General features: G+C 74.8%; 18 protein-coding genes and 1 other RNA gene. 8 read left to right on the top strand and 11 right to left on the bottom strand.

What is annotated here, in order from left to right:
- Window positions 1-319: 319 nt before the first annotated feature.
- Complete coding sequence (locus tag VM636_RS19025) at window positions 320-1,288, bottom strand: LysR family transcriptional regulator (protein WP_030418472.1); 969 nt, start codon at window positions 1,286-1,288, stop codon at window positions 320-322.
- A gap of 83 nt (window positions 1,289-1,371) precedes the next feature.
- On the opposite strand from VM636_RS19025, the gene VM636_RS19020 reads away from it, so the two are divergent.
- Window positions 1,372-2,685: an MFS transporter gene (locus VM636_RS19020; protein ID WP_338485203.1), complete on the top strand. Its 1,314-nt coding sequence runs from the start codon at window positions 1,372-1,374 to the stop codon at window positions 2,683-2,685.
- 58 nt (window positions 2,686-2,743) lie between these two features.
- Here VM636_RS19020 and VM636_RS19015 read toward each other — a convergent pair whose 3' ends face one another.
- The 6 genes from VM636_RS19015 to ftsE all read right to left on the bottom strand — a co-directional run bounded on the left by VM636_RS19015 (window position 2,744) and on the right by ftsE (window position 7,219).
- Entirely contained in the window at window positions 2,744-2,983 is a 240-nt protein-coding gene (locus tag VM636_RS19015; RefSeq protein ID WP_159042127.1) for a hypothetical protein, read from the bottom strand.
- Between the two features lie 265 nt (window positions 2,984-3,248).
- Window positions 3,249-3,649, bottom strand: a transfer-messenger RNA (tmRNA) gene (gene ssrA, locus VM636_RS19010).
- A gap of 117 nt (window positions 3,650-3,766) precedes the next feature.
- Complete coding sequence (gene smpB, locus VM636_RS19005) at window positions 3,767-4,246, bottom strand: SsrA-binding protein SmpB (protein WP_030418475.1); 480 nt, start codon at window positions 4,244-4,246, stop codon at window positions 3,767-3,769.
- A 76-nt stretch (window positions 4,247-4,322) separates the two neighbouring features.
- Window positions 4,323-5,495, bottom strand: coding sequence for a S41 family peptidase (locus tag VM636_RS19000; RefSeq protein WP_199825492.1), 1,173 nt, complete (start codon window positions 5,493-5,495; stop codon window positions 4,323-4,325).
- 68 nt (window positions 5,496-5,563) lie between these two features.
- Entirely contained in the window at window positions 5,564-6,481 is a 918-nt protein-coding gene (ftsX, locus tag VM636_RS18995; RefSeq protein ID WP_030418477.1) for a permease-like cell division protein FtsX, read from the bottom strand.
- A gap of 48 nt (window positions 6,482-6,529) precedes the next feature.
- Complete coding sequence (gene ftsE, locus VM636_RS18990) at window positions 6,530-7,219, bottom strand: cell division ATP-binding protein FtsE (RefSeq protein WP_030418478.1); 690 nt, start codon at window positions 7,217-7,219, stop codon at window positions 6,530-6,532.
- A 249-nt stretch (window positions 7,220-7,468) separates the two neighbouring features.
- Between ftsE and VM636_RS18985 the strand changes: the two genes are divergently transcribed.
- Window positions 7,469-7,663: a hypothetical protein gene (locus tag VM636_RS18985; RefSeq protein WP_053913917.1), complete on the top strand. Its 195-nt coding sequence runs from the start codon at window positions 7,469-7,471 to the stop codon at window positions 7,661-7,663.
- 104 nt (window positions 7,664-7,767) lie between these two features.
- On the opposite strand, the gene VM636_RS18980 is transcribed toward VM636_RS18985, so the two are convergent.
- The 4 genes from VM636_RS18980 to VM636_RS18965 form a co-directional block, all read right to left on the bottom strand.
- A complete protein-coding gene (locus VM636_RS18980) occupies window positions 7,768-8,646 on the bottom strand; it encodes a hypothetical protein (RefSeq protein WP_338485202.1) in 879 nt (292 codons plus the stop codon).
- Window positions 8,647-8,979: 333 nt separating this feature from the next.
- On the bottom strand, window positions 8,980-10,086 hold the full coding sequence (gene prfB / locus VM636_RS18975) for a peptide chain release factor 2 (protein ID WP_030418481.1): 1,107 nt from the start codon (window positions 10,084-10,086) through the stop codon (window positions 8,980-8,982).
- A gap of 99 nt (window positions 10,087-10,185) precedes the next feature.
- Window positions 10,186-11,427, bottom strand: coding sequence for a serine/threonine-protein kinase (locus VM636_RS18970; protein ID WP_053913915.1), 1,242 nt, complete (start codon window positions 11,425-11,427; stop codon window positions 10,186-10,188).
- 225 nt (window positions 11,428-11,652) lie between these two features.
- Window positions 11,653-13,278, bottom strand: coding sequence for a serine/threonine-protein kinase (locus tag VM636_RS18965; RefSeq protein ID WP_030418483.1), 1,626 nt, complete (start codon window positions 13,276-13,278; stop codon window positions 11,653-11,655).
- A 516-nt stretch (window positions 13,279-13,794) separates the two neighbouring features.
- Here VM636_RS18965 and VM636_RS18960 point away from each other — a divergent pair.
- From VM636_RS18960 to VM636_RS18935, 6 genes are all read left to right on the top strand, one after another.
- The gene (locus VM636_RS18960) at window positions 13,795-17,364 is read left to right on the top strand and encodes an FHA domain-containing protein (protein ID WP_338485201.1); all 3,570 of its coding nucleotides are present in this window, start codon (window positions 13,795-13,797) and stop codon (window positions 17,362-17,364) included.
- A 330-nt stretch (window positions 17,365-17,694) separates the two neighbouring features.
- Window positions 17,695-19,074 (top strand): ABC transporter substrate-binding protein, encoded by a 1,380-nt coding sequence (locus VM636_RS18955; protein WP_030418485.1) that lies wholly within the window; start codon window positions 17,695-17,697, stop codon window positions 19,072-19,074.
- A 66-nt stretch (window positions 19,075-19,140) separates the two neighbouring features.
- Window positions 19,141-20,424: a sugar ABC transporter permease gene (locus VM636_RS18950; RefSeq protein ID WP_030418486.1), complete on the top strand. Its 1,284-nt coding sequence runs from the start codon at window positions 19,141-19,143 to the stop codon at window positions 20,422-20,424.
- Window positions 20,421-21,341 carry a carbohydrate ABC transporter permease gene (locus VM636_RS18945; RefSeq protein WP_030418487.1) on the top strand — a complete coding sequence of 307 codons (921 nt, stop codon included), beginning with the start codon at window positions 20,421-20,423 and terminating at the stop codon, window positions 21,339-21,341. The genes VM636_RS18950 and VM636_RS18945 overlap by 4 nt, the downstream gene beginning before the upstream one ends.
- A 154-nt stretch (window positions 21,342-21,495) precedes the next feature.
- The gene (locus VM636_RS18940) at window positions 21,496-22,836 is read left to right on the top strand and encodes a CDP-glycerol glycerophosphotransferase family protein (RefSeq protein WP_338485200.1); all 1,341 of its coding nucleotides are present in this window, start codon (window positions 21,496-21,498) and stop codon (window positions 22,834-22,836) included.
- A 159-nt stretch (window positions 22,837-22,995) separates the two neighbouring features.
- Window positions 22,996-25,200 carry a CDP-glycerol glycerophosphotransferase family protein gene (locus tag VM636_RS18935; RefSeq protein ID WP_030418489.1) on the top strand — a complete coding sequence of 735 codons (2,205 nt, stop codon included), beginning with the start codon at window positions 22,996-22,998 and terminating at the stop codon, window positions 25,198-25,200.
- Window positions 25,201-25,205 lie beyond the last annotated feature (5 nt).

The following is a 25,205-nucleotide window of genomic DNA, read 5'->3' as shown; positions in this document are numbered from 1 at the left end:
GTCGTTCCGCTCATCGGTGACTTCCCGGTCCCCGGGAAGCTCCCGTTCGCCGGAAACGCCTGAGTGGCGTCCCCATCCTGTCGTGCCTCCGGGAGATCACGAATTCCGGACGCCGCATCCGGCCACTCCGGTTGGGCGTCTTTTTGCCAATTCTTCACGCGCGCACTCTTCCCCCCACGGGACGGTTCCGGGTGCGCGTACGACTCCGAGCACCCGTCGGCCGAACCGGCCCCCACCAGGTTCGCGCGCCCCCTCTACCACACCGTGCTCAGGCCAAGAATGTAGCGCACGCGGAGGAAAGGTGGTTGCCGTGTGCCGGTTAAAGGACTGACATCACAGCGGCGTCACTGGCCGGAATCCACCCTCCCTCGGGGACGCGCAGCCATCCGTTTTCGGCCGCGAGCCGGGCGGCGGCCGAACGCAACGCGTCGAAGGCGGGATGCACCAGCCCCTTTCGCCAGACCAGGGAGACCGGCGAGAGCGGCACGGGGTCGACCAGCGGGCGGACCACGGAGGCGGGCATGGCCGGAAAGCCCACCACGGCGAGGACGGGGTGGCGGGTCTTCTCCATGAGCCGCCGGAACTCCGCGTCGCCGACGGCCAGCGGATGGGGCGGCGCGACCTCGATGCCGCGTCCCTCGAAGAGGCCGCGGGCGAGGTCGGTCCACTCCGGCGTCCGCGGGTTCCCGGCCCCGGCGTAGACCGTCTCCCCGGCCAGGGCGGCGAGGGGGACCTCCGCCAGCGGGGCCAGCGGGTGGTCCTCGGGCAGCAGGACCGCCATCGCCTCCAGGCGCACGGGCTGGTGGCCGAGTCCCGCGCGCAGGGCGGCGGGCAGTCCCGCGAAGCGGCCGAAGGAGGCGTCGAGGCGGCCGGCGAGCAGGTCGGCGGCGGCGCCGGTCAGTCCGCTCTCGTAGCGCGCCATCAGCTCCTGGTCCGGGGCGAGTTCGCGGGCGCGCTCCAGGACCGCGCGGCCGGTGGCCAGCCCCGGGGAGTTGAGGTCGACCAGGAGCGGGCGGGCCTGCCCGGCGGCGGCGAGCAGATCGGCCTGGGCCTGGAGGACCCGCCGGGCGTACGGCAGCAGCCGCTCTCCGTCGGGCGTCAGCGTGACCTGCCGGGTGGTGCGTACGAACAGTTCACGGCGCAGTTCGCGCTCCAGGCGCCGTACGTCGCGGCTGAGCGCCTGCTGGGCGACGAACAGGCGGGCGGCGGCGCGGGTGAAGTGCAGTTCCTCGGCGACGGTGACGAAGGCGCGCAGCAGGCGGGGGTCGAGGTGGGCGGGTGCGGACATCCCCCGAATTTACAACGTGGGTGCGTGAATGGGTGGCGCACAGGTGTTGGACCGCCGGGCGGGCCCGGGGCGACGGTGGGCGCATGCCGCGACCGACGCCCGAACACCCCCGCCCGCCCCAGGTGTTGCCCGCCCTGACGGCGGACACCCTGGTCCTCGCCGACTTCCGTCCCCGCGGGCGGGACCGGCCGCCCGGCCCCTACCGCCGGCTGCTGGCGCTGCCGGGGGCGCGGGCGTTCACGGCCGGGAGCCTCCTCGCGCGGCTGCCGATGGGGATGTTCGGCGTGAGCGCGGTGCTGATGATCGCCGCCCGGTACGGCTCCTACGCCCTGGCCGGTGCCGTCACGGCCACGGGGCTCGCGGTGACGGCGCTGGTCGCGCCCTGGGTGGCGCGGCTGGTGGACCGGCACGGCCAGGCCCGCGTGGCCGTGCCGGCCGCGCTGCTCGCCGCGCTCGGCTCACTCGCCCTGGTGCTGTGCGTCCGCGCGGGCACCCCCGCGTGGACCCTGTTCGCCGCCCACGCCGCCACGGCCACGGCGCCGAACACCGGGGGCATGGCCCGCGCCCGCTGGTCCCGCCTGGTCGGCCGGGACGCCGCCGCGCTGCACAGCGCGCACGCCCTCGAACAGGCCGCGGACGAACTGTGCTTCATGCTGGGCCCGGTGCTCGCGGCCTTCCTGTGCACGGCGTGGTTCCCGGAGGCGGGCACGGCGGCCGGAGTGGTGCTGCTGGTGACGGGGACGCTGCTGTTCGCCGCGCAGCGGGCGACCGAGCCGCCGCCCGTGCGGCACACCTCGGCGCGGGCGCCGCTCCGCTCCCCCGGGATGCCGGCGCTGCTCGCGCTCTGCGTCGCCATGGGCGCGGTGTTCGGCGCGACCGAGGTCGTCACGGTGGCCTTCGCCGACGCGCAGGGGCACCGGGCGGCGGCCGGTGTCGCCCTCGGCCTCCAGGCGGCCGGTTCGTGCGCGGCGGGCCTGGCCTACGGGGCACTGCGGCTGCCGGGGTCGGCGGCGCTGCGGCTGCCGTGGTGCGTGGCGGCGATGGCGGTCCTGATGACCCTGCCGTTCCTGGCCGCCACGTCCGGCTCGGTGCTCCTGGTCTCGGCGGCGCTGTTCGTCGCCGGTACGGCCACGGCGCCGACCATGGTCACGACCATGACGCTGGTCCAGCGACGCGCCCCCGAGGGCCGCCTCAACGAGTCGATGACCCTCGCGGTGACCGGCCTCCTCACCGGCATCGCCCTCGGCAGCGCCGCCGGCGGCTGGACCGCGGACCACACCCCGCCCGCCACGGGCTACGCCCTCCCGGCGACGGCGGCGGCGCTGGCCCTGCTCGTGGCGCCGGCGGGCGCGCGCCGCCGGAAGCCGGACGGTCAGATGAGCGTCATCACCAGATAGGCCCCGCTCACGAGGACCAGGACACCGCCGTTTCCCGGCCCCGGCGGGGCCTGCCGCCTCACCCCGGGGGGTCCGGTGGAACTATCCCCGCTCCCGCGCCGCCCCGGCCCCGGAAGAGATGCGGGAGCAGGACGTGATTCAGGGGGCCCGCCGCGATCACGGTGGGCAGGAAGAGCCAGGAGTCACGGAAGAAGAGGACCGCCACCACCAGGCACACCGCGTACACGGCGGTCTGGACGAGGCGCAGCGCCGTCGCCCGGGTCGCCGGGACGCCGACGGAGCGTTCGGGAGGCGTCATCGCCGGGTGGCCCGGCCGGTGCACGGGGGCTGGACGATCACGGGGGTGATCGCGTCGGACGGCTTCATGGCGGTCCCTTCCGGGTGGCGGCGGTCACCGGACGGCGAACAGGGCGCGGAGGGTGACGCGGTCTCGGCCGCGCGGAGCGGGGCCGGGGGGGGAGCATCAGGATGACAGGCCACCCGGGTGCGTCGCGGCCCGCCCGGCGCGGGCATGGCGAAGGCCCCGTCGCCCGGAAGCGGCGGGGCCTTCGCCCACATGGGAATTGTGGAGATGGCGGGAATCGAACCCGCGTCCAACGGTGTGGAACCAGGGCTTCTCCGTGTGCAGTCCGCTGCGCTTTTCTCAGCCCCGGAGATCACGCGGACAAGTCTCCGACGGGCTCAGTCACTGTGTGGTTTCCCTCTTCACCCCGTGACCGGGATCGAGGTTTAGTCCCCTAGCTGATGCCAGGATCCGGGTCGGGAACAGCCCCGGGCTGACACTCCCGTAGTAGGAGGCTCGCTCTTGCTACCTGAGATCAGGCAGCGAGGGCGAAGGCCTGCTGGGAGGAATCGCGCTTGGTGTTGGCGATTATTTGTTTCGGCCTGTGGTTTACGAGATCATGGCCGCTTCCTCGACACGCTTCCCCTGCTTCGACAGCCGCTGTCGAAACCGATCATCCCCATGTTGATTTTTCAAACCCTCCGAGGAGGGGGCTCGCACCCGCTGTGAGGCGCTGGTGCCATCGTACGTGACCAACGCGGCCGGGTGCCAGCGTATTCCCGGCCCGCCGGGGGCCGGTCAGGCCCGCTGGCGGCGCCGGATCGCCGAGATCGTCCGCTCGGCCTCGCGCCGGTCCTGCTTCTCGCGCAGTGCCTGCCGCTTGTCGTACTCCTTCTTGCCGCGTGCCAGGGCGATCTCGACCTTGGCGCGGCCGTCCTTGAAGTAGAGCGCCAGGGGCACGATCGTGTGACCGGTCTCCTGGGACTTCGACTCCAGCTTGTCGATCTCGGTGCGGTGCAGCAGCAGCTTCCGCTTGCGCCGGGCGCTGTGGTTGGTCCAGGTGCCCTGGCTGTACTCCGGGACGTGGACGTTGTAGAGCCACGCCTCGTGGCCGTCCATCTGCACGAAGCCGTCCACCAGCGAGGCCCGCCCCTGACGCAGCGACTTCACCTCGGTACCGGTGAGGACGATCCCGGCCTCGTAGGTGTCGAGGATCTGGTAGTCGTGCCGCGCCTTCTTGTTCTGCGCGATCAGCTTGCGCCCTTTTTCCTTAGCCATAGTGCGGCCCATTTTGGCACTACGGAGCCCGTTCCGGGAAAGCCGTTTCCCCGGCGGCGCGCGGCCCCGCCGGAGGTCAGCGGCCCAGTCCCCGCAGGACCGTGCGGGCACGCTCCAGCGCGGCCGGTCCGGCCGGGTCGACCTCCAGGTCGGGGGTGATGCCCGCGCCGTCGACGCCCCGGCCGGAGGGCGTGCGGTAGTGGCCGACGGTCAGCTCGGCGACCGACCCGCCGGGCAGCCGGCTCGGCATCTGCACGGAGCCCTTGCCGAAGGTGCGGGAGCCCAGCACGACCGCCCGTCCGCGGTCCTGGAGTGCCCCGGTGAGCAGTTCGGCGGCGCTCATCGTGCCGCCGTCGACGAGGGCGACCAGGGGCCGTGCCGTGTCGCCGCCCGCCTCGGCGTGCAGGACACGCTGGTCGCCGTCGACGTCGTACGTGGCGACCAGGCCGCCGTCGAGGAAGACGGAGGCGGCGGTGACGGCCTCGGCGACCAGTCCGCCGCAGTTGCCGCGCAGGTCCAGGACGACGCCGGTGCCGTCGGGGACCTGGCCCACGGCGGCCCGCACCTGGTCGCCGACGCCCTTGGTGAAGGAGGCGACCCGGACGACGGTGACGCCGCCCGCCAGGGTCCGTACGGTCACCGGGTCCGTGGAGAGCCGGGCGCGGCGGACGGTCTCGGTCCACGCGCGCGTGCCACGCTCCAGGCCGAGCCGGACGGCGGTGCCGGCGGGCCGCTCGAGGGCGTCGCCGCGGAGCAGGGCGACGACCTCGGTGACGGGGCGCCCGTCGACCCTCTCGCCGTCGACGGCGCGCAGCCGGTCGCCCGCGCGGACGCCGGCGTCGGCGGCGGGCGAGCCGGAGCGCACCCCGGTCACCTCGATACGGCCGTCGCGCTCGCGGCGCGCGGAGAGGCCGACGCCGGTGTAGCGGCCGTCGAGGGCCTCCTCCAACTCCTCGTACTCGCCCCGGGAGTACACGGCGCCCCAGCGGTCCCCGCTGCGGCTGACCGCGCGTTCGGCGGCCTCGACGGGGGACGTGCCGTCCGCCATCGCCTCGGCGGCGGCGCGGGCCACGTCCTCGTGGCGGAGCGCGACGGCGGTGGTGCCGGCCGGGGCGGCGGCGGTCTCCGGCTCGCTCGCGGGCAGGGAACCGGTGGCGGCGCCGGCCGCGAGGACACTGGTGAACACCAAGGTCAGGGCGGCCCCGTGGCGTGCGCGGCGGGGCTGACAGAACAGGTCACGGCCTGACATGCCGGTGAGTCTAGGACAACGCGAGGGGGCCGAACGGTCGCTTGACCGTTCGGCCCCCTTGGCATGCGTCACACCTTCAGGTACTTGCGCAACGCGAAGAAAGCGGCCAGGGCCGGCATGAGCAGGCTGGTGGCGAGGATGAGCGGCAACTTCGTGAGCACGGCGTCCCAGCCGATGAAGTCGACCACGCTCAGTTTCTCGGAGAGCGCGAGTCCGTGGTCGATGATGAAGTACCGCGCGAGCAGCAGGAAGGCGCAGGCGAGACCACCTCCGATGAGCCCGGCGACCGCCGCCTCCATGATGAACGGGGCCTGGATGTAGAAGCCGGAGGCGCCCACCAGGCGCATGATGCCCGTTTCGCGCCGACGGCTGAACGCCGAGACGCGCACCGTGTTGACGATCAGCATCAGCGCGACGACCAGCATGAGCGCCATCACCGCCCGCGCGCCCCACTTCATGCCGTCCAGCAGGTCGAAGAGGCTCTCCAGGATGCCCTTCTGGTCCTGCACGGACTGCACGCCGTCCCGGCCGTCGAAGGCGGTCGTGACGACCTGGTACTTCTCCGGGTCCTTGAGCTTGATGCGGTACGACTCCTGCATCTGGTCCGGCGTGAGCGAGCCGGCCAGCGGCGAGTCGCCGAACTGCTCCTTGTAGTGCTTGTACGCCTCGTCCTGCGACTCGTACGTCACCTTGTCGACGACGGCCATCTTGTCGAGGTCGGCCAGGATCTGCTTCTTCTGGTCCGCGGTCACCGCGCCCTTGGCGCAGTTGGAGTCGTTCGCCGCGTCGCTCTTGTTGCAGAGGAAGACGGAGACGTTGACCTTGTCGTACCAGTAGCCCTTCATGGCGTTGACCTGGTCGCTCATCAGCAGTGTGCCGCCGAACAGGGCCAGGGACAGGGCGACGGAGACGACGACCGCGAAGGTCATCGTCAGATTGCGGCGAAGACCGACACCGATCTCCGAGAGCACGAACTGGGCGCGCATGGCGTCTGATTAAGCCTTTCCGTGGATACCCGCGCGGGAGCGGCGGTGTCAGTGCTGGTAGCCGTAGACGCCGCGCGCCTGGTCGCGGACGAGACGGCCCTTCTCCAGCTCGATGACGCGCTTGCGCATCTGGTCCACGATGTTCTGGTCGTGCGTCGCCATGACCACGGTGGTGCCCGTCCGGTTGATGCGGTCGAGCAGCTTCATGATGCCGACGGAGGTCTGCGGGTCGAGGTTGCCCGTGGGTTCGTCCGCGATGAGCAGCTTGGGCCGGTTGACGAACGCGCGGGCGATGGCCACGCGCTGCTGCTCACCACCGGAGAGTTCGCCGGGCATCCGGTCCTCCTTGCCGCCGAGCCCGACGAGGTCGAGCACCTGCGGCACGGACTTGCGGATCTCGCCGCGGGACTTGCCGATGACCTCCTGGGCGAAGGCGACGTTCTCGCCGACGGTCTTGTTCGGCAGGAGGCGGAAGTCCTGGAAGACGGTGCCCAGCTGGCGGCGCATCTGCGGCACCTTCCAGTTGGAGAGGCGGGCGAGATCCCTGCCCAGGACGTGCACCTGGCCGTGGCTGCACCGCTCCTCGCGGAGGATCAGCCGCAGGAAGGTGGACTTTCCGGAGCCGGAGGACCCCACGAGGAAGACGAACTCGCCCTTTTCGACCTCCAGGGAGACGTCCCTGAGGGCCGGGTGGTTCTGTTTGGGGTAGACCTTGGACACGCTGTCGAATCGGATCACGGATGCACCACGGGTCGCCGGGGGTAGATGAGCGTGACCTTACGCGAACCGGGGAGTCCGCCGCAGTCACCGGTCGGGGTTGCGCATCAGTTGCGCGTTTTGTCCCCGCGCGCCTTCGTCCCGGGCGTGTCGCGGGCCCCCGGGGAGCGGGGGCGGGCCCTTGCGGAACCTGGCACAGTGGGAGGGGGGAACGTTCACGCGCGCGTGGGCGTTGTTCTGGTAGAGCCGGTTGCGAGGAGGGCGAGGCGCATGACGTACGACCGGTTGGTGTGCGCGAACTGCGCGGCGCCCGTGAGCGAGGGCCGGTGCCCGGTGTGCCGGGCCAGCCGCGAGCGGTTGCAGCAGGAGAACAACTTCCTGTCGGGTCTCCACCCGACGGCGCTGATCGTGCTGCTCGCGGTGCTGGTCGCCACGGTGGTGCTCCTGGCGCGCCAGGGCGTCTGACCCGGGGGTGCGCGGAGTCCCGGCACGGGGCGCGAGAGACGGGAAGGGCCCGGAGCCGTTGCTCCGGGCCCTCGTGCGTGCCGTGGGTGGGCGCGCGGCTACCGTCAGGCAGCGGCGCCGTCGCGGCCGGTCACCAGGCGCGGGAGCACCCGGAAGCCGATCCCGCCGGCGATCATCGTCGCGGCGCCGACCAGCAGGAACGTGGTCTGCGCGGCGCCCGTCTCGGCGAGCTGGGCACCGTCGCCCTGGGCCGAGGCGTCGGACGCGTTGCCCGTCTCGGTGAGGGCCGAGGAGCCCTCGTCCTGGGTGACGTTGTCGTTGCTGCCGCCGTCGGGGGTGGTGCCGCCCTCGTTGCCGGAGCCGCCCGTACCGCCGGAGCCGCCGGTGTTGCCGCCGGTCCCGCCGGTGTTGCCGCCGGAGCCGTTGCCACCGCCGGTCTCGTTGCCGCCGGAGCCGGAGCCGCCGCCGGAGCCGTTGCCGCCGCCGTTCCCGTTCCCGCCGTTGCCGTTGCCGCCGTTGCCGTTGCCGCCGGTCTCGTTCCCGCCGGTCTCGTTGCCGCCGGAGCCGGAGCCGCCGCCGTTGCCGTTCCCGCCGTTGTCCTCGCCGCCGGAACCGCCGCCGCTCTCGCCGCCGCCGTTGTCCTCGCCGCCCGAGCCGCCGCCGCTCTCGCCGCCGCCGTTATCCTCGCCGCCCGAGCCGCCGCCGCTCTCGCCGCCGCCGTTGTCCTCGCCGCCGGAACCGCCGCCGTTCTCGCCGCCGCCGGTCTCGCACTCGGGACCGGTGCCGATGTCGCAGCCGTCGCCGTCGCCGTCCTCGTCGCCGCCCTGGACGGAGAGGCCCGCCCGGACGCCGGTGCCCGCCACGTCCGCGCTGACACCGATGTCGAGGGCGGACGCGGCGCCCGCGGCGGTCAGCGAGGCACCGGCGGCGATCACCGCGCCGGCCGCTATGCGCGCGACACGGACACGTGTCTTCTTCGTCATGTAGCTGCTACCCCCAGTAGCCGAAATAGTCGGTGAGGCCGCGCGCGGGGCCGTGATCGACGGGGTGGCTGTGCACGATCCCCCGGTTCACATGCGCCCCGGAAATGCGCATGCCGCGCATCACCCTGGCGAATGTTCAAGTCGGCGTCAAGGTCGTTCCGCGCGCGTTGTCCCGGTACGGAACGTATGCCGGACACAAAGGGATGAAGAACTGTCACCTCGGGTACGTAAGCGGCATCGAAAAAGGCAACTGCCGCCCCTGGGACAGCAGTTGCCTTATCGACAAAGCGGCGGGCGGATGTCCCGGCGGAACACCCGTGACCTCCGCGCGGTCTACTTCTCGCGCTGCTTGCGCCAGCGGATACCGGCCTCCAGGAAGCCGTCGATCTCGCCGTTGAAGACCGACTCGGGGTTGCCCACCTCGTGCTCGGTGCGCAGGTCCTTGACCATCTGGTAGGGGTGGAGCACGTACGAGCGCATCTGGTTGCCCCAGGAGTTGCCGCCGTCGCCCTTGAGGGCGTCCATCTTGGCCTGCTCCTCCTGGCGCCGGCGCTCCAGCAGTTTGGCCTGGAGGACGTTCATCGCGGTGGCCCGGTTCTGGATCTGCGAGCGCTCGTTCTGGCAGGAGACCACGATGCCGGTGGGCACGTGGGTGATGCGGACCGCGGAGTCGGTGGTGTTGACGCCCTGGCCGCCGGGGCCGGAGGAGCGGTAGACGTCGACCCGCAGGTCGGCCTCGTCGATCTCCACGTGGTCGGCCTGCTCGACGACCGGCAGCACCTCGACGCCCGCGAAGGAGGTCTGGCGGCGCCCCTGGTTGTCGAAGGGCGAGATGCGCACCAGCCGGTGCGTGCCCTGCTCGACGGAGAGGGTGCCGTAGGAGTACGGCGCCTGGACGGCGAAGGTGGTCGACTTGATGCCGGCCTCCTCCGCGTACGAGGTCTCGTAGACCTCGGTCTTGTAGCCGTGCTGCTCGGCCCAGCGCAGGTACATCCGCTGGAGCTTCTCGGCGAAGTCGGCGGCGTCCACGCCCCCCGCCTCGGCGCGGATGTTGACCAGCGCCTCACGGGCGTCGTACTCGCCCGACAGGAGGGTGCGGACCTCCATCTCGTCCAGCGCCTTGCGGACGGCCTCCATCTCGGACTCGGCCTCGGCACGGGTGTCGGGGTCGTCCTCCTCCTCGGCCATCTCGAAGAGCACGGCGAGATCGTCGATCCGCTGCCGCAGCCCCTCGGCCTTCCTGACCTCGGCCTGGAGGTGCGAGAGCCGGCTGGTGATCTTCTGCGCCTCGTCCGGGTTGTCCCACAGCGAGGGCGCGGCCGCCTGCTCCTCGAGCACGGCGATGTCTGCCCTCGTCCGGTCGAGGTCCAGGACGGCCTCGATCGACTCCATGGTCGAGGAGAGGGACTTCAGCTCTTCGGATACATCGACGACTGCCACGCGTCCAGCGTAACGGCTCCGCCGGGCGGCCCTCGCCGCACCGGGGCCCGCGGGCGTCATGGGCACGGGTGTGCGGGCGCGCGGGCGGCCCGGCCGGGGTCACGGCGCGGCCGGTGCCGAGTTCCCCGAGTCCTGGGGGCCGGCGGGGGCACCGTCACCGTCCGTGGCGATCCACGTACCGACGCCGGCCGCGGCGAGCAGCGCGACGGCGGCGGTGGCGAGGGCCAGCCGGCGGCGGCGCGCGGCGGCCCGGTTGCGGGCGGAACCGGGGCGCGGGGCGCCGGAGGCGCGCGGGGCGCGGGCGGTGCCGCGGGCGCCGCCGGCCAGCTCGTCGGGGGCGGGGACGCGCATGGAGGTGTGCGTGTCGCGGTTGGAATCGGCCGGCCTGCCGCCGGGGACCAGCGGGACGGCCCCGCGGCGCCGGGCGGGTTCCCCCGCCGGCGCGGCGAAGGCGGGGGGCTCGTCGGGGTCGGGGCCCTGGTCGTCGCCGGGCTCGTCCACGTCCAGCGGGCCCATCCCGGCCAGCATCGGCAGCAGCTCGCGCAGCCGGGCGCCCAGCTCGGAGGCGCGCAGCCGAGAGGCGGGCGCCTTGGCGAGGCACTGGACGAGGAGCTGCCACAGCTCGTCGGGGATGCCGGGGAGCGGGACGACGGTCTCGGTCACGTGACGGCGCAGGACGGCGCCGGGGTGGCCGCCGCCGAACGGGGTGAAGCCGGCGAGCAGCTCGTACAGGACCGTGGCCAGGGCGTAGATGTCGACGGAGGCGCGCGGGGGCAGCCCCTCGACGATCTCCGGGGCGAGGTAGTCCGGGGTGCCGATGATCTTCGTGGCGCGGGTGCGGCGCGGGGTGTCGATGAGCTTGGCCACACCGAAGTCGGTGAGCAGGGCGGGGTGGGCGCCCCCGGGGCCGAGCGGGCCCTCCATGTCCAGCAGGACGTTCTCGGGCTTGACGTCGCGGTGGACGACCCCGGCGGCGTGCGCGGCGGCCAGCCCGTCGGCGATGTCGGCGACGATGGCGACGGCGGCCTCGGGGGCCAGCCGGCGTTCCCGGTCGAGGCGGGTGCGCAGGTCGGTGCCGCGGACCAGGTCCATCACGAGGGCGAGGTCGTTGCCGTCGACGACGAGGTCGCGCACGGAGACGACGTTCGGGTGCTCCAAGCCGAGCAGGGCGGTGCGCTCCTGCACGAAGCGTCCGACGAGTTCCTCGTCGGAGGCGAGGTCCTCGCGCAGCAGCTTGATGGCGACGGCTCCCTCGGGCCCCTCCCCGAGCCACACCGTGCCGGCGCTGCCCCGCCCGAGGATCTGGTGGGCGGTGTACCGGCTGCCGATCATCCGTGCCAAGACTGCTCCTACCGACGCGTGGTGCCGATGCCGCGGGCGCGCGGGGCGGTGCCCCGCCTCCGGCCGGCACACCCGGACCCCAGTCGCCCAACCTACGCGCCCGGGCGGGCCGCACCCGTGCGGGCGGCCCGAATCACCCGCCGGATGTCGACAAGTCTCCGACATCGCGGTGTCCGGGCGTGGACGCCGGAGCCTACCGGGCCCCGGCGGGGGCCGCGGCCCGGGTCAGCCGTTGCCTCCCGCGGCGTCGCCCAGGTCCCGGAACCAGTTGGTGACCGAGCCGAACCAGTCGCCGAGCTGCGCCCAGTAGCCCTTGCCCTCCCCGATCCAGCTCTGGAGCGGGCTCAGCTCCCAGACCAGCCAGCCGGCCACGAACAGGATGACGATCGTGAAGAGGCAGCCCTTGAGGCAGCCGAGGCCGGGGATGCGCATCGGGTTGGCGCCGCGCCGGCGCGGCTCGCGGGGCGGGCGGGGCTCCGGGGCGGGCCGCCGCGGTTCGGGGGCGGGCGGCGGCGCGTACCGCTGCGGGTGGGGCCGCTGCGGCTGCTGGGGCGGCTGCGGCGGCGCGTACGGCTGCTGCTGCGGGTAGCCGTAGCCCTGCGGCGGCTGCTGCGGGCGGCTGACCTGGCGCTGGGGACGGCGGCGCAGCGGGTCCTCGCCCGGGTCGAGGTACTGGACCTGCGTCTGCTCGTTGCGGTCGCGGGCGGCGCGGAGCTGGTTCTGCCAGGGGTGCGGGTCGGCGGGGTCGGGGCCGCCCTGTCCCGGCGGGCCGGGCGGCACGGGCGGCAGGACGGCGGTCGGGTCGGCGGCGGGGCCGCCCGGGGCGCCGGTGTGCGGCAGGACGCTGGTCGCGGCGTTCGGGTCGAAGGCGCCCTGGGAGCCGTGGGGCAGGACCTGGGTCGCGTCGGCGGCGCCGGGCTCCCCCGGCACCTGCGCGGGCGTGGGGTCGGGCAGCAGGAGGGCGCCGACGCCGTCCGCGGCGCCGATCTGCGCGCTGCTCGCGTGCACGCCGATGCCCTCGGCGACGACGCGCAGGCCGCGGGCGAGGTTCTCGGCGCTGGGCCGCTCGGCGGGGTTCTTGCGCAGGCAGCGCTCGATGACCGTCCACAGCGGCTCGGGGACGGTGGAGGGCCGGCGCGGCTCGGCGCTCAGGTGCTGGTGCAGCACCTCCAGGGCCGAGCCGCCGGAGAACGGCGGACGGCCGGTGACCAGCTCGTAGAGGAGGATGCCGGCGCCGTAGACGTCGACGGCGGAGGTCTGGGGGCGGCCCTCGGCGGACTCCGGCGCGATGTACGCGGGCGTGCCGACGAACTCGTGGGTGCGGGTGAGGCCGGGCGAGTCGGCGAGGCGGGCGATGCCGAAGTCGGTCAGCATCGGGTGCATCTCGTCGCCGGTCTGCCGCAGCAGGACGTTGGCCGGCTTGAGGTCGCGGTGGACGACGCCGTCGGCGTGGCTGGCGGCGAGCGCGTCGGCGACCTGCGCGGTCAGCAGCGCGGCGGCGACCGGGGTGAGGGGGCCGTTCTCCCGCAGGTACCGGTGCAGGTCGGGGCCGTCGACGAGGTCCATCACGAGGGCGAGCAGGTCGCCCTCGACCACCAGGTCGCGGACCCGGACGATGTTGGGGTGGGTCAGGCGGAGCAGGACGGAGCGCTCCCGCAGGAAGCGCATCACGATGTCGGCGTCGCTCGCCAGTTCCTCCTTGAGGACCTTGATCGCGACGGTCTCGCCGGGCTGTCCCGCCACGGCCGCCTCCGCGCCCGCGGTCTCGCGCTGGCGGGCACGCCAGACGGTCCCGGTGGCGCCGCGACCGAGCGGCTCCTCCAGGAGGTACTTGCTGCCTACCGGCCGCACGTCATGCGCTCCCTGTTGCTTGCTGGCTTGCTTGCTGGTCCGCCGGCCGTCCGCCCGCCGGGTCGCCCACCGGCTCGCGGTGTCGCCCGCCGGCTGCGACGGCCCACTTTAGTGCCGCGTGCGCGGCGGCGGCCGTTTCCTTCCCGTGCTCCCGCTCGCTCCGCCCGGTCCGGGGTGCGGACGGCGGGCGGCCGGTGTGCGGGGCGCGGTGCCCGGCTTCGAGGGGAAGACGCTCGACCTGATCGCTTGGTTGCCGGAGCCGGACACAGCCGGTCTCCAGCATGCGTCATCCGATCGCCCAGAGGTCACCTGTCGGGCATTTTTACGGGCAGAGCCGACCATTCAAGATCATTTATCGGCGGCCGACGGGCACGGTGCCGGGGTCAGGTGCGAGGATGCCTCCAGTTACTGGCCGACGTGCTCGTGTGGCGTGGGGGGAAGCCCGCGGTGGGGGACCGCGGAGAACGGCTTCGTCCCCGGCGCGCGGGCGCCCGCGCGAAGGGACCGCTGACGGCGATGCAGATCCGGCTGACCGTCGTAGACCCGCTCGGCCCGGGACCGTCCGGCCCACCGGGGCAGGGCGTCTCCGCGAGCCGTGACGCCCTGGTCACGGCGCCGGCCGGCACGGCGCTGGCCGCGGTCGCCTCGGCGCTCGCCGCGGCCGTCCCCGGCGGGGACGGCGCCGGTTCGGGCCCGGTGGTGCTCTACGCCGGCGCGCAGCGCCTCGACGCCCGGCGCTGCACCCTGGGCGAGCCCCCTCTGATCGACGGCGCCGTGCTCACCCTGGGCGCCCCCGGCGAGCCCGATCCGCACGCCGAGCCGGCCGGGGCGCCGGCCCAGCTCCACGTGGTGGCCGGTCCCGACGCGGGCGGGGTCCACCTGCTGCACGGCGGGCAGATCCGGCTCGGCCGGTCGGCCGACGCGGACGTCGCGCTCGACGACCCGGACGTCTCCCGGACGCACTGCGCGGTCACCCTCTCCCCCGACGGCCGGGTCCGCGTCGCCGACCTCGGCTCGACCAACGGCACCACCCTGGACGGCGTCCGGGTGGGTGAACGCCCGGTCCGCTTCACGCCCGGCGCGCTGCTGCGGATCGGCGAGTCGGCGCTGCGGCTGGTGCCCGCCGCCGCCCCGGCCGCGGCGCGGGTGGCGACGACGCCGGACGGCGAGGGACACATCCGGGTGTCCGCCCTGCCGCCGGGTGGCGCGACGCCCCCCGCGGGCGGGCCCGGCGGGGTCGGCGCGCCGGACGCGCCGACACACCACGCCTACGGCGACGCGGGGTACGGCACGGCGGGCCCCGGCGTGTCGCCGTACGGCGCCCCGGGTGACGGCACGCCGGGGCACGGCACGGCGGCGTACGACACGCGGGACTTCGACACGCCGGGGCACGGCACTACGGCGTACGGCACGCCCGGACCCGGCACGGCACCGGGCGGGCAGCCGGTGGTGCCGGGGCAGGGCGGCGCCCCGCGCATCGAGAGCCACGGCGGCCCGCCGCGCGCCACGTCGCTCGGCGCGGCTTCCCCGGCCGATCCCGCGGGCCTCGCGGGTCCCGGCGAGGGCACGGGCCGCAAGGGGACGCCGCTGCGGGGCACGGACGTGCCCCGGGACGTCGCCCGGGGCGGCCGGCGCGACACGCCGGAGGACGCGCACCAGGGCACCCGTCGGCGTGGCGGGCTCGGGGCGTGGGCGCGGCGGCTGACCGGCGGGCGCGGCGGCCCGCAGGAGGCGACCGGGGCGGACGCGTACGCGGCGGACGACGAGGAGGCGGCCCCCGCCGGACCGCCGGCCGGCCCCGCCCCGGCGCCGGAGACCTGGCCGGACCCGGCCGCGCTGCTGCTGACGGCGCTCGGACCGGGCCCGCGGCTGTGGGAGCGCGGCCCGGGGCATCCGGAGGCGCTGACGGTGCGGCTCGGTACCGCCGACCGGGTGGTACCCGGCGCGGGGACACCGCTGCCGGCCGTCCCGGTGACCGCCGGGCTGCGCGAGGCCGGGGCGCTCGGGCTGGCCGGGCCCCGCGAACGGCTCGCCGGGCTGGCCCGCTCGGTCGTGGCGCAGCTCGCCGCGCTGCACTCCCCCGACGTGCTGGAGATCGTGCTGATCAGCGCGGACCGCTCCCGTCCGCTCGCCGAGCGGGAGGCGGAGTGGTCCTGGCTCGGCTGGCTGCCGCACCTGCGCCCGGCGCACGGCCAGGACTGCCGGCTGCTGCTCGCCTACGACCGGGAGCAGAGCGCGGCCCGCGCGCGGGAGCTGCTGCGCCGCCTGGACGACCACCTGGCCGACACCCGGGACGCACGGGACATCAGGGACACCAGGGGCGTCGGAGGGCCGGGGGGCACACCGGCCGGTCCGGGCGGCACGGTCGCCACGGCCGGCTCCGGCGCGATCCCGGTCCAGCCCGTCGCGGGCTCGGGCACTCCCCCGGCACCCCCGGCGGCCCCGCCGTCCCCGGGGGGCGCGGCCGGGCCGGAAGCCGGCGCGGCCGGACCCCACGGCTTCGCCGGGCCCTTCACCGTGGTCGTCGTGGACGGGGACCCGGGCGGCGCGGAGGAACGCGAGGCGCTGGTGCGGCTCGCGGTGGAGGGGCCGCGGGCCGGGGTGCACGTGGTGTGCCTCGCCGAGACGGCCGCCGCCTCCCCCACCTCGCCGGTCGCCCGGACCTACGAGGCGGCCTGCTCGGTGTCGCCGGTGTTCCGGCGCTGCGGTGCCGTCGCCCTGCTCAGCGGGGACGTGGCGACCGCCCTGCGGCTGCTGCGGGTCGCGCCGTACGGGACGTCGCCCGGCGGGCCGGCCGGGCACGGCACCCTCGGCAGGGTGGACGCGGTCTCCCCGGCGTGGGCGGAGCGGTTCGCGCGGGGTCTGGCCCCGCTGCGGGCCGCGAACGCCTCGGGCGGGCGGCACGCGCGCGTGTCGGCGCCGCTGCCGCAGGCGGCCCGGCTCCTGGACGAGCTGGGCCTCGCACGGGCCACCCCGGCCTCCCTGATGGCCCGCTGGGCGGACGCGGCCGACGACCCGGACACGCTGGGCGGACGGGCGCAGGCCGTCCTCGGCGCGGGGGCCCGCGGCCCGGTCGGCGCCGACCTCGCGGCGGAGGGCCCCCACCTGCTGGTCGAGGGGCCGCCCGGCAGCGGACGGACCGAACTGCTGCGGGCGCTGGTCGCCTCGCTCGCCTCGGCCGAACGCCCCGACCGGCTCGGCATCGTGCTGGTCGACGGCCGGGACGCCGTCGGCGCGGGCACCGCGCACGGCGAGGGCCTGCACGTCTGCACGGACGTGCCGCACGTCACCACCCATCTCGCCGCCAACGACCCGCTGCGGATGCGGGAGTTCGCCCAGTCGCTCAGCGCCGAGCTGAAGCGGCGGGCCGAGTTGCTGGGCCGCGGTGACTTCGCCGACTGGCACGTCCTGCACTCCGGGGCCGCCGGGGGCGGGGCGGGCCGGGCGGCGGCCCCGCGCACGGCGACCGGCGGCCCGGGGGCGATATCCGGCGCCGGGGACCTCGACTCCCCGCCCAGCTCCACCCTGCGGCTGCGGCCCGGTGCGGCCCGGCGCCGGGCGGAGGCGGCGCCGCCGCTGCCGCGGCTCGTGGTGGTCGTCGACGACCTCGACGCCCTGGTCGCGCCCCCGCTCGGCTCGCCGGGCCGGCCTGCCGCCGGTTCGGTGATGCGGGCCGTGGAGGCGGTGGCGCGCGAGGGCGGGCGGCTCGGGGTGCACCTGGTGGCCGCGGCCGGCCCCGGGGGCCGTACGGCGCAGACGGAGCCGGTGCGCCGGGCGGCGCTGCGGGTCACGCTGGACGCGCCCGTGCCGGGCCCGGAGGAACCGGCCCCCGGCCGGGGGCGGTTGACGTACCCGGACGGCCGGGACGCGGTGTTCCAGGCGGGCCGGGTCACCGGCCGCATCCCGCGGACGGCGACGCTGCGGCCCACGGTGGTCCCGCTGGAGTGGCACCGCATGGGCGATCCGCCGGCCCGGCGCCCGGTCCGCGAGCTGGGCAACGGGCCGACCGATCTGGCGCTGCTGGCCAGTGCCCTGGAGCGGGCGGCGCGGGAGGTCTCGGCGGCGCGGGTGCCGTCCTTGCTCTGATCCGCCGGCCACCCGCCCGGCCCGCCGAACGCCCGGTGCCCCCGCCCCTCCCGGGGGGCGCCCCGGGCGGCCTTTCGCACCCGCGGGGCCGGCACCGGGGAAGCCCCGCCCCTGATACCCCGCGCGGCCCCGCCCCACACCCCGCGGGCCGCCCCTGACGTACGCGCGTAGACCGCCCGGCGCCCGCCGCCCCCGGCCCTGGTCACGAGGGCATTACGATCTTGGGCCCGGCACGGGACGCGCCCTTGCCGCCCTCACCCCCCTGGCGTACACCAGAGCCGCACGGGAAAAGCGCCGAGCGTTCGACGAGGAACGAAGAACGGGGCAGGTATGCGGACGAGCAACAGCATCCGGACAGGCAGAGCCGCGCGGACCGCGGCCGTCGTCGCCGCGGGGGCCCTCGCCCTCTCCCTGACCGCCTGTGGCGGCGGGGACGGCGACAAGGGCGGCGAGAGCGGCGCGGAGGGCGGCGGCAAGACCGCGGCCACCGTCACCCTCCCCCGGCTGGACGGCCAGAGCCTGGAGGTCGCCGCCGTCTGGACCGGCGCCGAACAGGACAACTTCAAGAAGGTCCTCGCCGAGTTCGAGAAGCGCACCGGCGCCAAGGTGGCGTTCGTCCCCGCCCAGGACCCGATCATCAACTTCCTCGGTTCGAAGATCGCGGGCGGAGCGCCGCCGGACGTGGCGATGCTGCCGCAGCCCGGCGCCATCAAGCAGGCCGTCGACAAGGGCTGGGCCAAGCCGCTGGGCGCCGAGGCCACCAAGGAGCTGGGCAAGAACTACTCCGCGGGCTGGCAGGAGATCGGCTCCGTGGACGGTAAGCCGTACGGCGTCTACTACAAGGCCGCCAACAAGTCCCTGATCTGGTACAACGCCCAGGTCTTCGAGAACGCCGGCGCCGCCGAGCCCAAGACCTGGGACGAACTGCTGAGCACCGCGCAGACGGTCTACGACTCCGGCGTCACCCCCTTCTCGGTCGCCGGCGCGGACGGCTGGACGCTCACCGACTGGTTCGAGAACGTCTACCTGTCGCAGGCCGGGCCGGAGAAGTACGACCAGCTCGCCAAGCACGAGATCAAGTGGACGGACCCCTCGGTCAAGGAGGCCCTGACCACCCTCGCCCAGATCTGGGGCAAGAAGGACTACGTCGCGGGCGGCCCCTCCGGCGCGCTCCAGACGGAGTTCCCCGCCTCGGTGACGCAGACCTTCACCGGCGGCGACCAGCCCAAGGCCGCCATGGTCTACGAGGGCGACTTCGTGCAGGTCAACATCGCGGAGACCGAGGCGAAGGTCGGCACCGACGCCAAGGTGTTCCCGTTCCCGGCCGTCGGCGACACCGCGCCGGTGGTCTCGGGCGGCGACGCGGCCGTCATCCTGAAGGACTCCGAGGCCGCGCAGGCCCTCGCCACCTTCCTCGCCTCCCCGGACGCGGCGGTGATCCAGGCGAAGCTGGGTGGCTTCCTGTCGCCGAACAAGGCCGTGGACACCTCCGCGTACCCCAACGAGGTGCAGCGGAAGACGGCCGAGGCGCTCATCGCGGCCGGTGACGACTTCCGCTTCGACATGTCCGACCAGGCGCCGCAGGCGTTCGGCGGCACGCCCGGCAAGGGCGAGTGGAAGGCCCTCCAGGACTTCCTGAAGAACCCGAAGGACGTCGACGGCGCCCAGGCACGGCTGGAGGCGGACGCGGCGGCCGCCTACGGAGGCTGACCGATGGCGTCCTCCGGCGCGGCGGGGGCCTCCGGGGCCCCCGCCGCACCCGCTCCGCGCAAGAGCGTGACCGGCACCCGCACGACCGTGGCGGTGCTGTTCCTGCTGCCCGCCCTGGTCCTGCTCGGCGCGCTCGTGGTCTACCCGATCGGGTACTCGCTGATCCGCAGCCTCTACGACCAGTCCGGCGACCAGTTCGCCGGAGTCGACAACTACCGGGCGCTCTTCACCGACGACGGCATCCGCACCGCCCTGCGGAACAACGTCATCTGGGTGGTGTTCGCGCCGACCGTCGCCACCGCGCTCGGCCTGGTCTTCGCCGTGCTGACCGAACGCATCCGCTGGGGCACCGCGTTCAAGCTGGTCGTCTTCATGCCGATGGCGATCTCCATGCTGGCGGCGGGCATCATCTTCCGCCTGGTCTACGACCAGGACCCGGACAAGGGCGTCGCCAACGCCGTGGTGGTCGGCGTGCACGACACCTTCGCCGAGTCGTCGGCGTTCCCGAAGGCGCACCCGGGCCGCGACTCGCCGCTTGAGGCGGCGGGCGGCGGGGCGTTCGTCACCCGGGAGCCGGTGCGGGTGGGCGAGCCGGTGGCGCTGCCCCTGGTCGGCGTCGCCCCGGAGCGGATGCCGGACGACGCGAAGGCCGCGGCGGCCCCCCGGCCCGAGCCGGACAAGGTCACCGGCACCGCCTGGCAGGACTTCACCCGCGGCAAGGGCGTCGGCCGGCTGGGCGAGGTCGACGCGGGCGAGACGGGCTACGCCGGGATGCGGATCGAGGCCGTCAAGGACGGCCGGGTCGTCGCCACGACGAAGGCGTCCGCGGACGGCACGTTCACGCTGCCCGCGGCGGCCGACGGGGCACTGCTGCGGCTGCCCGCCGACAACTTCAGGGAGCCCTACAACGGGCTGGACTGGCTCGGCCCCACCCTCGTCACCCCGGCCGTCATCGGCTCGTACGTGTGGATGTGGGCGGGCTTCGCCATGGTGCTGATCGCCGCCGGCCTGGCGGCGGTACCCCGGGAGCTGATGGAGGCCGCGCGGGTCGACGGCGCCAACGAGTGGCAGGTCTTCCGGCGGATCACGGTGCCGATGCTGGCGCCGGTCCTGGCGGTCGTCGTCGTCACCTTGATGATCAACGTGCTGAAGGTGTTCGACCTGGTCTTCATCATCGCCCCCGGCTCCTCCCAGGACGACGCGAACGTGCTCGCCCTGGAGCTGTACCGCAAGGGCTTCGCCGCGGACCAGCCGGGCGTGGCGAGCGCCATCGCGGTGCTCCTGCTGCTCCTGGTCATCCCGGTGATGTGGTTCAACGTCCGGCGGCTCAGGCGGGAGGTGCGGCGATGACCGTGCAGGCGGAGACGGTGACCGGGGCGGCCGAGCGGCCGGCGCCCGGCTCCCCCGGCCCGGCGAGGCGGTCGCTGGGGTCCCGGCTGGCCGAACGGGCCGGCGGCGGGGCGGTGCGGGTCTTCCTGGTCCTGGTGGGCCTGTTCTGGCTGGTGCCGACCATCGGCCTGCTGCTGTCCTCGCTGCGCAGTCCCCGGGACATGGCGGCGGACGGCTGGTGGACGGTGCTGACGAAGCCGTCGCAGCTCACCTTCGACAGCTACGCGGAGCTGCTGCGCAACGGGGACATCACCGGCTCCCTCGTCAACACCGTGCTCATCACGGTCCCGGCGACGGTGCTGGTGGTCGTCATCGGCTCGCTGGCCGGGTACGCGTTCGCCTGGATGGAGTTCCCGGGGCGCGACTGGTGGTTCCTGGCCGTGGTCGGGCTGCTGGTCGTGCCGGTGCAGGTCGCGCTCATCCCGATCGCCGAACTCTTCGGGAAGGTCGGTTTGTTCGGCTCGGTGCCCGGGGTGGTCCTGTTCCACGTCGGCTTCGGGCTGCCGTTCGCCGTGTTCCTGCTGCGGAACTTCTTCGCGGAGATCCCCCGGGAACTGCTGGAGGCGGCCCGGCTGGACGGCGCCGGCGAACTGCGGCTGTTCACGCGGGTGGTGCTGCCGCTCGGCGGCCCCGCCATCGCGAGCCTGGGCATCTTCCAGTTCCTGTGGGTGTGGAACGACCTGCTGGTGGCGCTGATCTTCGCCGACTCCGGCAGCCAGCCCATCACGGTCGCCCTCCAGACGCAGGTACGGCAGTTCGGCAACAACATCGACGTGCTGGCGCCGGGCGCGTTCATCTCCATGGTGATCCCGCTGGCCGTGTTCTTCGCGTTCCAGCGGCAGTTCGTGTCGGGCGTGATGGCGGGCGCCGTCAAGTAAGCGCCGCGACATCACCCTTGAGGGGCGGGCCGGGTCTCCGGTCCGCCCCTCGTCGTGCCCGGTGGACCCCCGAATGCCGCGGCGGCCGTAACCAAATCGGTTCATCGGCCGTTCCCGGGCCGAACGCCCCCGCCGCTCCTGTGAGGGATGCCCCGTGCCCCGGTTCCGTGTCATCGCCCCCGCGCACCTGGTCCGGACGTCCGTGCGGCGGTCGCTGGCCGGAGTGCTGCGCGCGGTCCGCGGACCGGCGCTGCGGCTGCACTACCGGTTCCAGCGGACCCTGCCGCTCCGCGCCGACCGGGCCCTGTTCGCCGCCGACCGGGGACGCGCCGGGGGCGATCCGGGGGCGCTGGAGCAGGCGTTCCGCACCGTCGCCCCGCACATCCGCACCGCGTGGGCCGCCGACCCGGCGCACCACCACGCCCTGCCGCCCGGCCCCCGGCGTCTGACCCCGGGCACGGCGGCGTACTGGACGGCGCTGGCCCGCTCCCGCTACCTGGTGCACGGCAGCGACCTCGACGGCCGGCTGGTGCGGCGGCGCGGCCAGATCGTCGTCAGGGCCGGCGCGGGCGCCCCGCTCGGCGTCACCGGGCCCGCCCCGGCCGCCGCCCGGGGGCCGGTCCCCGGGCGTCCGCCACGCGGGACCGGCGTCCGGGACGGTGTGATCCCGCTCTCCCCGCGCCCGGTGCCCGCCCGCGGGCGGATCCGCCCGGTCCCCGAGTTCGGGCAGCCGCGCACCGACCCGCTGCTGCGGGCGACCGAGGAGGACGTGGCCCGGCTGCGCCAGACGCTCGGCATCCCCGGCGGCATGGTCACGATCCTCTACGCGCCCGCGTACCGGGCGCCCCGCCCGGCCCGCCCGCCGGGCCCGGACCTGGGGCGCCTGCTGGACCGGCTCGGCCGGCGCCACGCGGTGCTGCTGCGCGCCGAGCCCCCGGGCGGCGCCGCGCCGGTCCCCGCGCCCGCGCGCCATCCCCGGCTGCTGGACGTGACCGCGCACCCGCGCGTGGAGTCGCTGCTGCTCGCCGCGGACGTCCTGGTCACCGACGGTTCGCCGCTGGTGTTCGACTACGCGGTGCTGGACCGCCCGATCGTGGTCCTGGCCGGGGAGGAGGGGGCCCGCCCGGACGGTCCGGAGGTCCCCTCGGCGCACGACGCGGTCCGCGCCGCACGGGCCGCCGTGCGGGCCCGCCCGCCGGGGCCGGTGGTGCGCACCGAGGACGGGCTGGCGGACCTCCTCGCCTCGGGCCGGTGGCACGGAGCGGAGTCCGCCCGGCTCCGGGCCGCGTTCCGCGAGCGGTTCTGCCGGTACGACGACGGACACGCCGCCGAGCGTGTCGTACGTCACATCGTGCTGGGGGAAACGGACCTTCCGCCGGTCGTACCGCTCCCCGCGCGCCGCCCGGCCCGGTCCGCCGCGGCCCTTTCTGGACGCGGTGCCTCCGCCCGCGTGCCACACTCTGCGGGTTCCCGCAGGACCACAGATAGCCTTTGATTCGGCTTTCCGTCCACCGGGAGTCCACTTGCCCCGCAGCTCTTCGCGGCCCATCCCCTCCCGGCCGCCCACGTGGCGGCCGGGCGGTCGTCCGGGCCGCCAGGCGGTCCGGACCGCGGAGGACTCACGGCGGACCAGGACAACGAGAGAAAGAGCAGTATGCCCCGCTTCAGCATCGTCGTTCCGTCCCATGGGGTCGCGGGCCGGCTGTCCCAGGCGTTGGATTCCGTCCTAGCCCAGTCCTTCACGGACTTCGAGCTGATCCCGGTCTGCGACGGGCCGGACAGCGCCGCGGCGGACGTCGCGACCGGCCTCGCCGGGCGGGACTCACGGGTCAGGCCCGTGCACTCGCCGCCGTCGGCCGGGCTGGCCGGGGCCCGCAACGCCGGGATCGCCGCGGCCCAGGGGGCGTACCTGCTCTTCCTCGACGGGGACGACACGCTGGCCCCGGGCGCGCTCGCCGCGGTGGAGGCACGGCTCGCCGACACCGGCGGCGTCGACGTCCTCTACACGGAGCACGAGCGGGTGCCCTGGTGGGAGGGCGATCCGGTCAACCCGGCGGCGGCCCTGCTCGCCGAGGCGCCGGAGGGGGCGTTCACCCCGGACCGGGCGCCGCGGCTGACCGGTGTGACGCTGCCCGCCTGGAGCGCGGTCCACCGCCGTGCCTTCCTCGACGAGCGCGGTCTGGTCTTCCCCGACGGGTACTTCACGGACATCGGTTTCGGCGCGCGGGTCGCCGCGGAGGCCGAGCGGGTGGCCGTCCTGCGCTCCGTGGTGGTCAGGCACCAGGAGCGGCGCCAGGGCAGCCGGCTGGAGCAGCCCGGCGAGCACCACGCCGAACTGCTGGACCAGGCCGAACTGGCGCTCACGCACGCCGCCGAGAAGGGCCTGCCGGAGGAGCGGCGCCGCCCGCTGTTCGAGCAGCTCTTCGCGGAGATCCTGCGCACGGCCGCCCACCCGAAGCTGCTGACCGGGGGGCGCCGGGCCTTCTTCCACCGGGCGAGCCGCCTCTACCGGCGCCACCGCCCCGCGGGTTTCCGCCCGCCGGCCGGCCGCGCCGGCTCGCAGTACCGGATGCTGGCCTCCGGCTCGTACACCGCCTTCCGCGCGCTGCGCGCCGGCGGCGCGGAGGAGGAGAGCGGCGCCCGCGTCTCCCTGCCGCGTCCGCGGGGGTCGCGCACCCCCATGGGCTACCGCCGCCACCTGCGCCGCCCGCTGGACCCCCACCTCGCCGTGTACTGCGCCTACTGGGGCCGCGGCTACGCCTGCAACCCGGCCGCGATCCACGCCAAGGCCAGGGAACTCGCCCCGCACCTGCGCTCGGTGTTCCTGGTCGAGGCCGACCAGGCGCACACCATGCCCGAGGGCGTCGACTTCGCCGTCATCGGCAGCGCCCGCTACTGGGAGGTGCTGGCCCGCGCCACGTACCTGATCAACAACGCCAACTTCGCCGAGGAGGTCGTCAAGCGGCCCGGCAGCGTCCACCTGCAGACACAGCACGGCACGCCGCTGAAGACGATGGGCGTCGACCAGTCGACGTACCCGGTGGTGGCCGCGAACAGCGGCAGCTTCGGCAAGCTGCTGGGCCGCGTGGACCGCTGGGACTACAACCTCTCCTCCAACAGCCACTCCACCCAGATGTGGGAGCGCGCCTTCCCCGGCTCCTACGAGCACCTGGAGTACGGCTACCCCCGCAACGACGTCTACTACACGGCGACCGCCGAGGACGTGGCCCGCGTGCGCCGCGAACTGGGCGTGCCGGAGGGCAAGACGGCCGTCCTGTACGCGCCCACGCACCGCGACTACGAGACCGGGTTCGGCGCGGGCGCGCTGGACCTGGAGGCGTTCTGCGAGGCGGCCGGCGAGGACGTGGTGGTGCTGCTGCGCGCCCACTACTTCTACGACCGGGGCGGGGCCCGCGGCAGCGGCCGGATCATCGACGTCACCTCGCACCGCTCCTCCGAGGACGTGTGCCTGGCCGCCGACGCGCTGATCACCGACTACTCGTCGATCATGTTCGACTACGCCAACCTCGACCGGCCGATCGTCGTCTACGCCGACGACTGGGAGATCTACCGGGAGACGCGCGGCGTCTACTTCGACCTGATGGAGGCGCCGCCCGGCCGGGTGGCGCGCACCCCTGAGGAGCTGGCCCGGGTCTTCGCGGACGGCTCGTACACGGACGCCGGGGCGACGGCCCTGCGCGCGGCCTTCCGGGAACGGTTCTGCGAGTTCGACGACGGGCACGCCGCCGAGCGCGTCGTGCGCCGGGTGCTGCTCGGTGAGCCGCCGGAGGCGATCCCGTCCGTGATCCCGCTCGCCGACCGCGTCCCGGCCCCCGCCGCCACCCTCGTTAGGAGCTGACCCCG

This window comes from Streptomyces sp. SCSIO 75703, from assembly GCF_036607905.1.
Classification (GTDB): domain Bacteria; phylum Actinomycetota; class Actinomycetes; order Streptomycetales; family Streptomycetaceae; genus Streptomyces.
This window is presented reverse-complemented; position numbering and strand designations above follow the sequence as displayed.

Bases quoted from the DNA above. Each gene is read 5' to 3' on its own strand.
- VM636_RS19025 (WP_030418472.1), bottom strand. From the start codon at position 1,288: ATGTCCGCACCCGCCCACCTCGACCCCCGCCTGCTGCGCGCCTTCGTC.
- VM636_RS19020 (WP_338485203.1), top strand. From the start codon at position 1,372: ATGCCGCGACCGACGCCCGAACACCCCCGCCCGCCCCAGGTGTTGCCC.
- VM636_RS19015 (WP_159042127.1), bottom strand. From the start codon at position 2,983: ATGACGCCTCCCGAACGCTCCGTCGGCGTCCCGGCGACCCGGGCGACG.
- smpB (WP_030418475.1), bottom strand. From the start codon at position 4,246: ATGGCTAAGGAAAAAGGGCGCAAGCTGATCGCGCAGAACAAGAAGGCG.
- VM636_RS19000 (WP_199825492.1), bottom strand. From the start codon at position 5,495: ATGTCAGGCCGTGACCTGTTCTGTCAGCCCCGCCGCGCACGCCACGGG.
- ftsX (WP_030418477.1), bottom strand. From the start codon at position 6,481: ATGCGCGCCCAGTTCGTGCTCTCGGAGATCGGTGTCGGTCTTCGCCGC.
- VM636_RS18985 (WP_053913917.1), top strand. From the start codon at position 7,469: ATGACGTACGACCGGTTGGTGTGCGCGAACTGCGCGGCGCCCGTGAGC.
- VM636_RS18980 (WP_338485202.1), bottom strand. From the start codon at position 8,646: ATGACGAAGAAGACACGTGTCCGTGTCGCGCGCATAGCGGCCGGCGCG.
- VM636_RS18960 (WP_338485201.1), top strand. From the start codon at position 13,795: ATGCAGATCCGGCTGACCGTCGTAGACCCGCTCGGCCCGGGACCGTCC.
- VM636_RS18955 (WP_030418485.1), top strand. From the start codon at position 17,695: ATGCGGACGAGCAACAGCATCCGGACAGGCAGAGCCGCGCGGACCGCG.
- VM636_RS18945 (WP_030418487.1), top strand. From the start codon at position 20,421: ATGACCGTGCAGGCGGAGACGGTGACCGGGGCGGCCGAGCGGCCGGCG.
- VM636_RS18935 (WP_030418489.1), top strand. From the start codon at position 22,996: ATGCCCCGCTTCAGCATCGTCGTTCCGTCCCATGGGGTCGCGGGCCGG.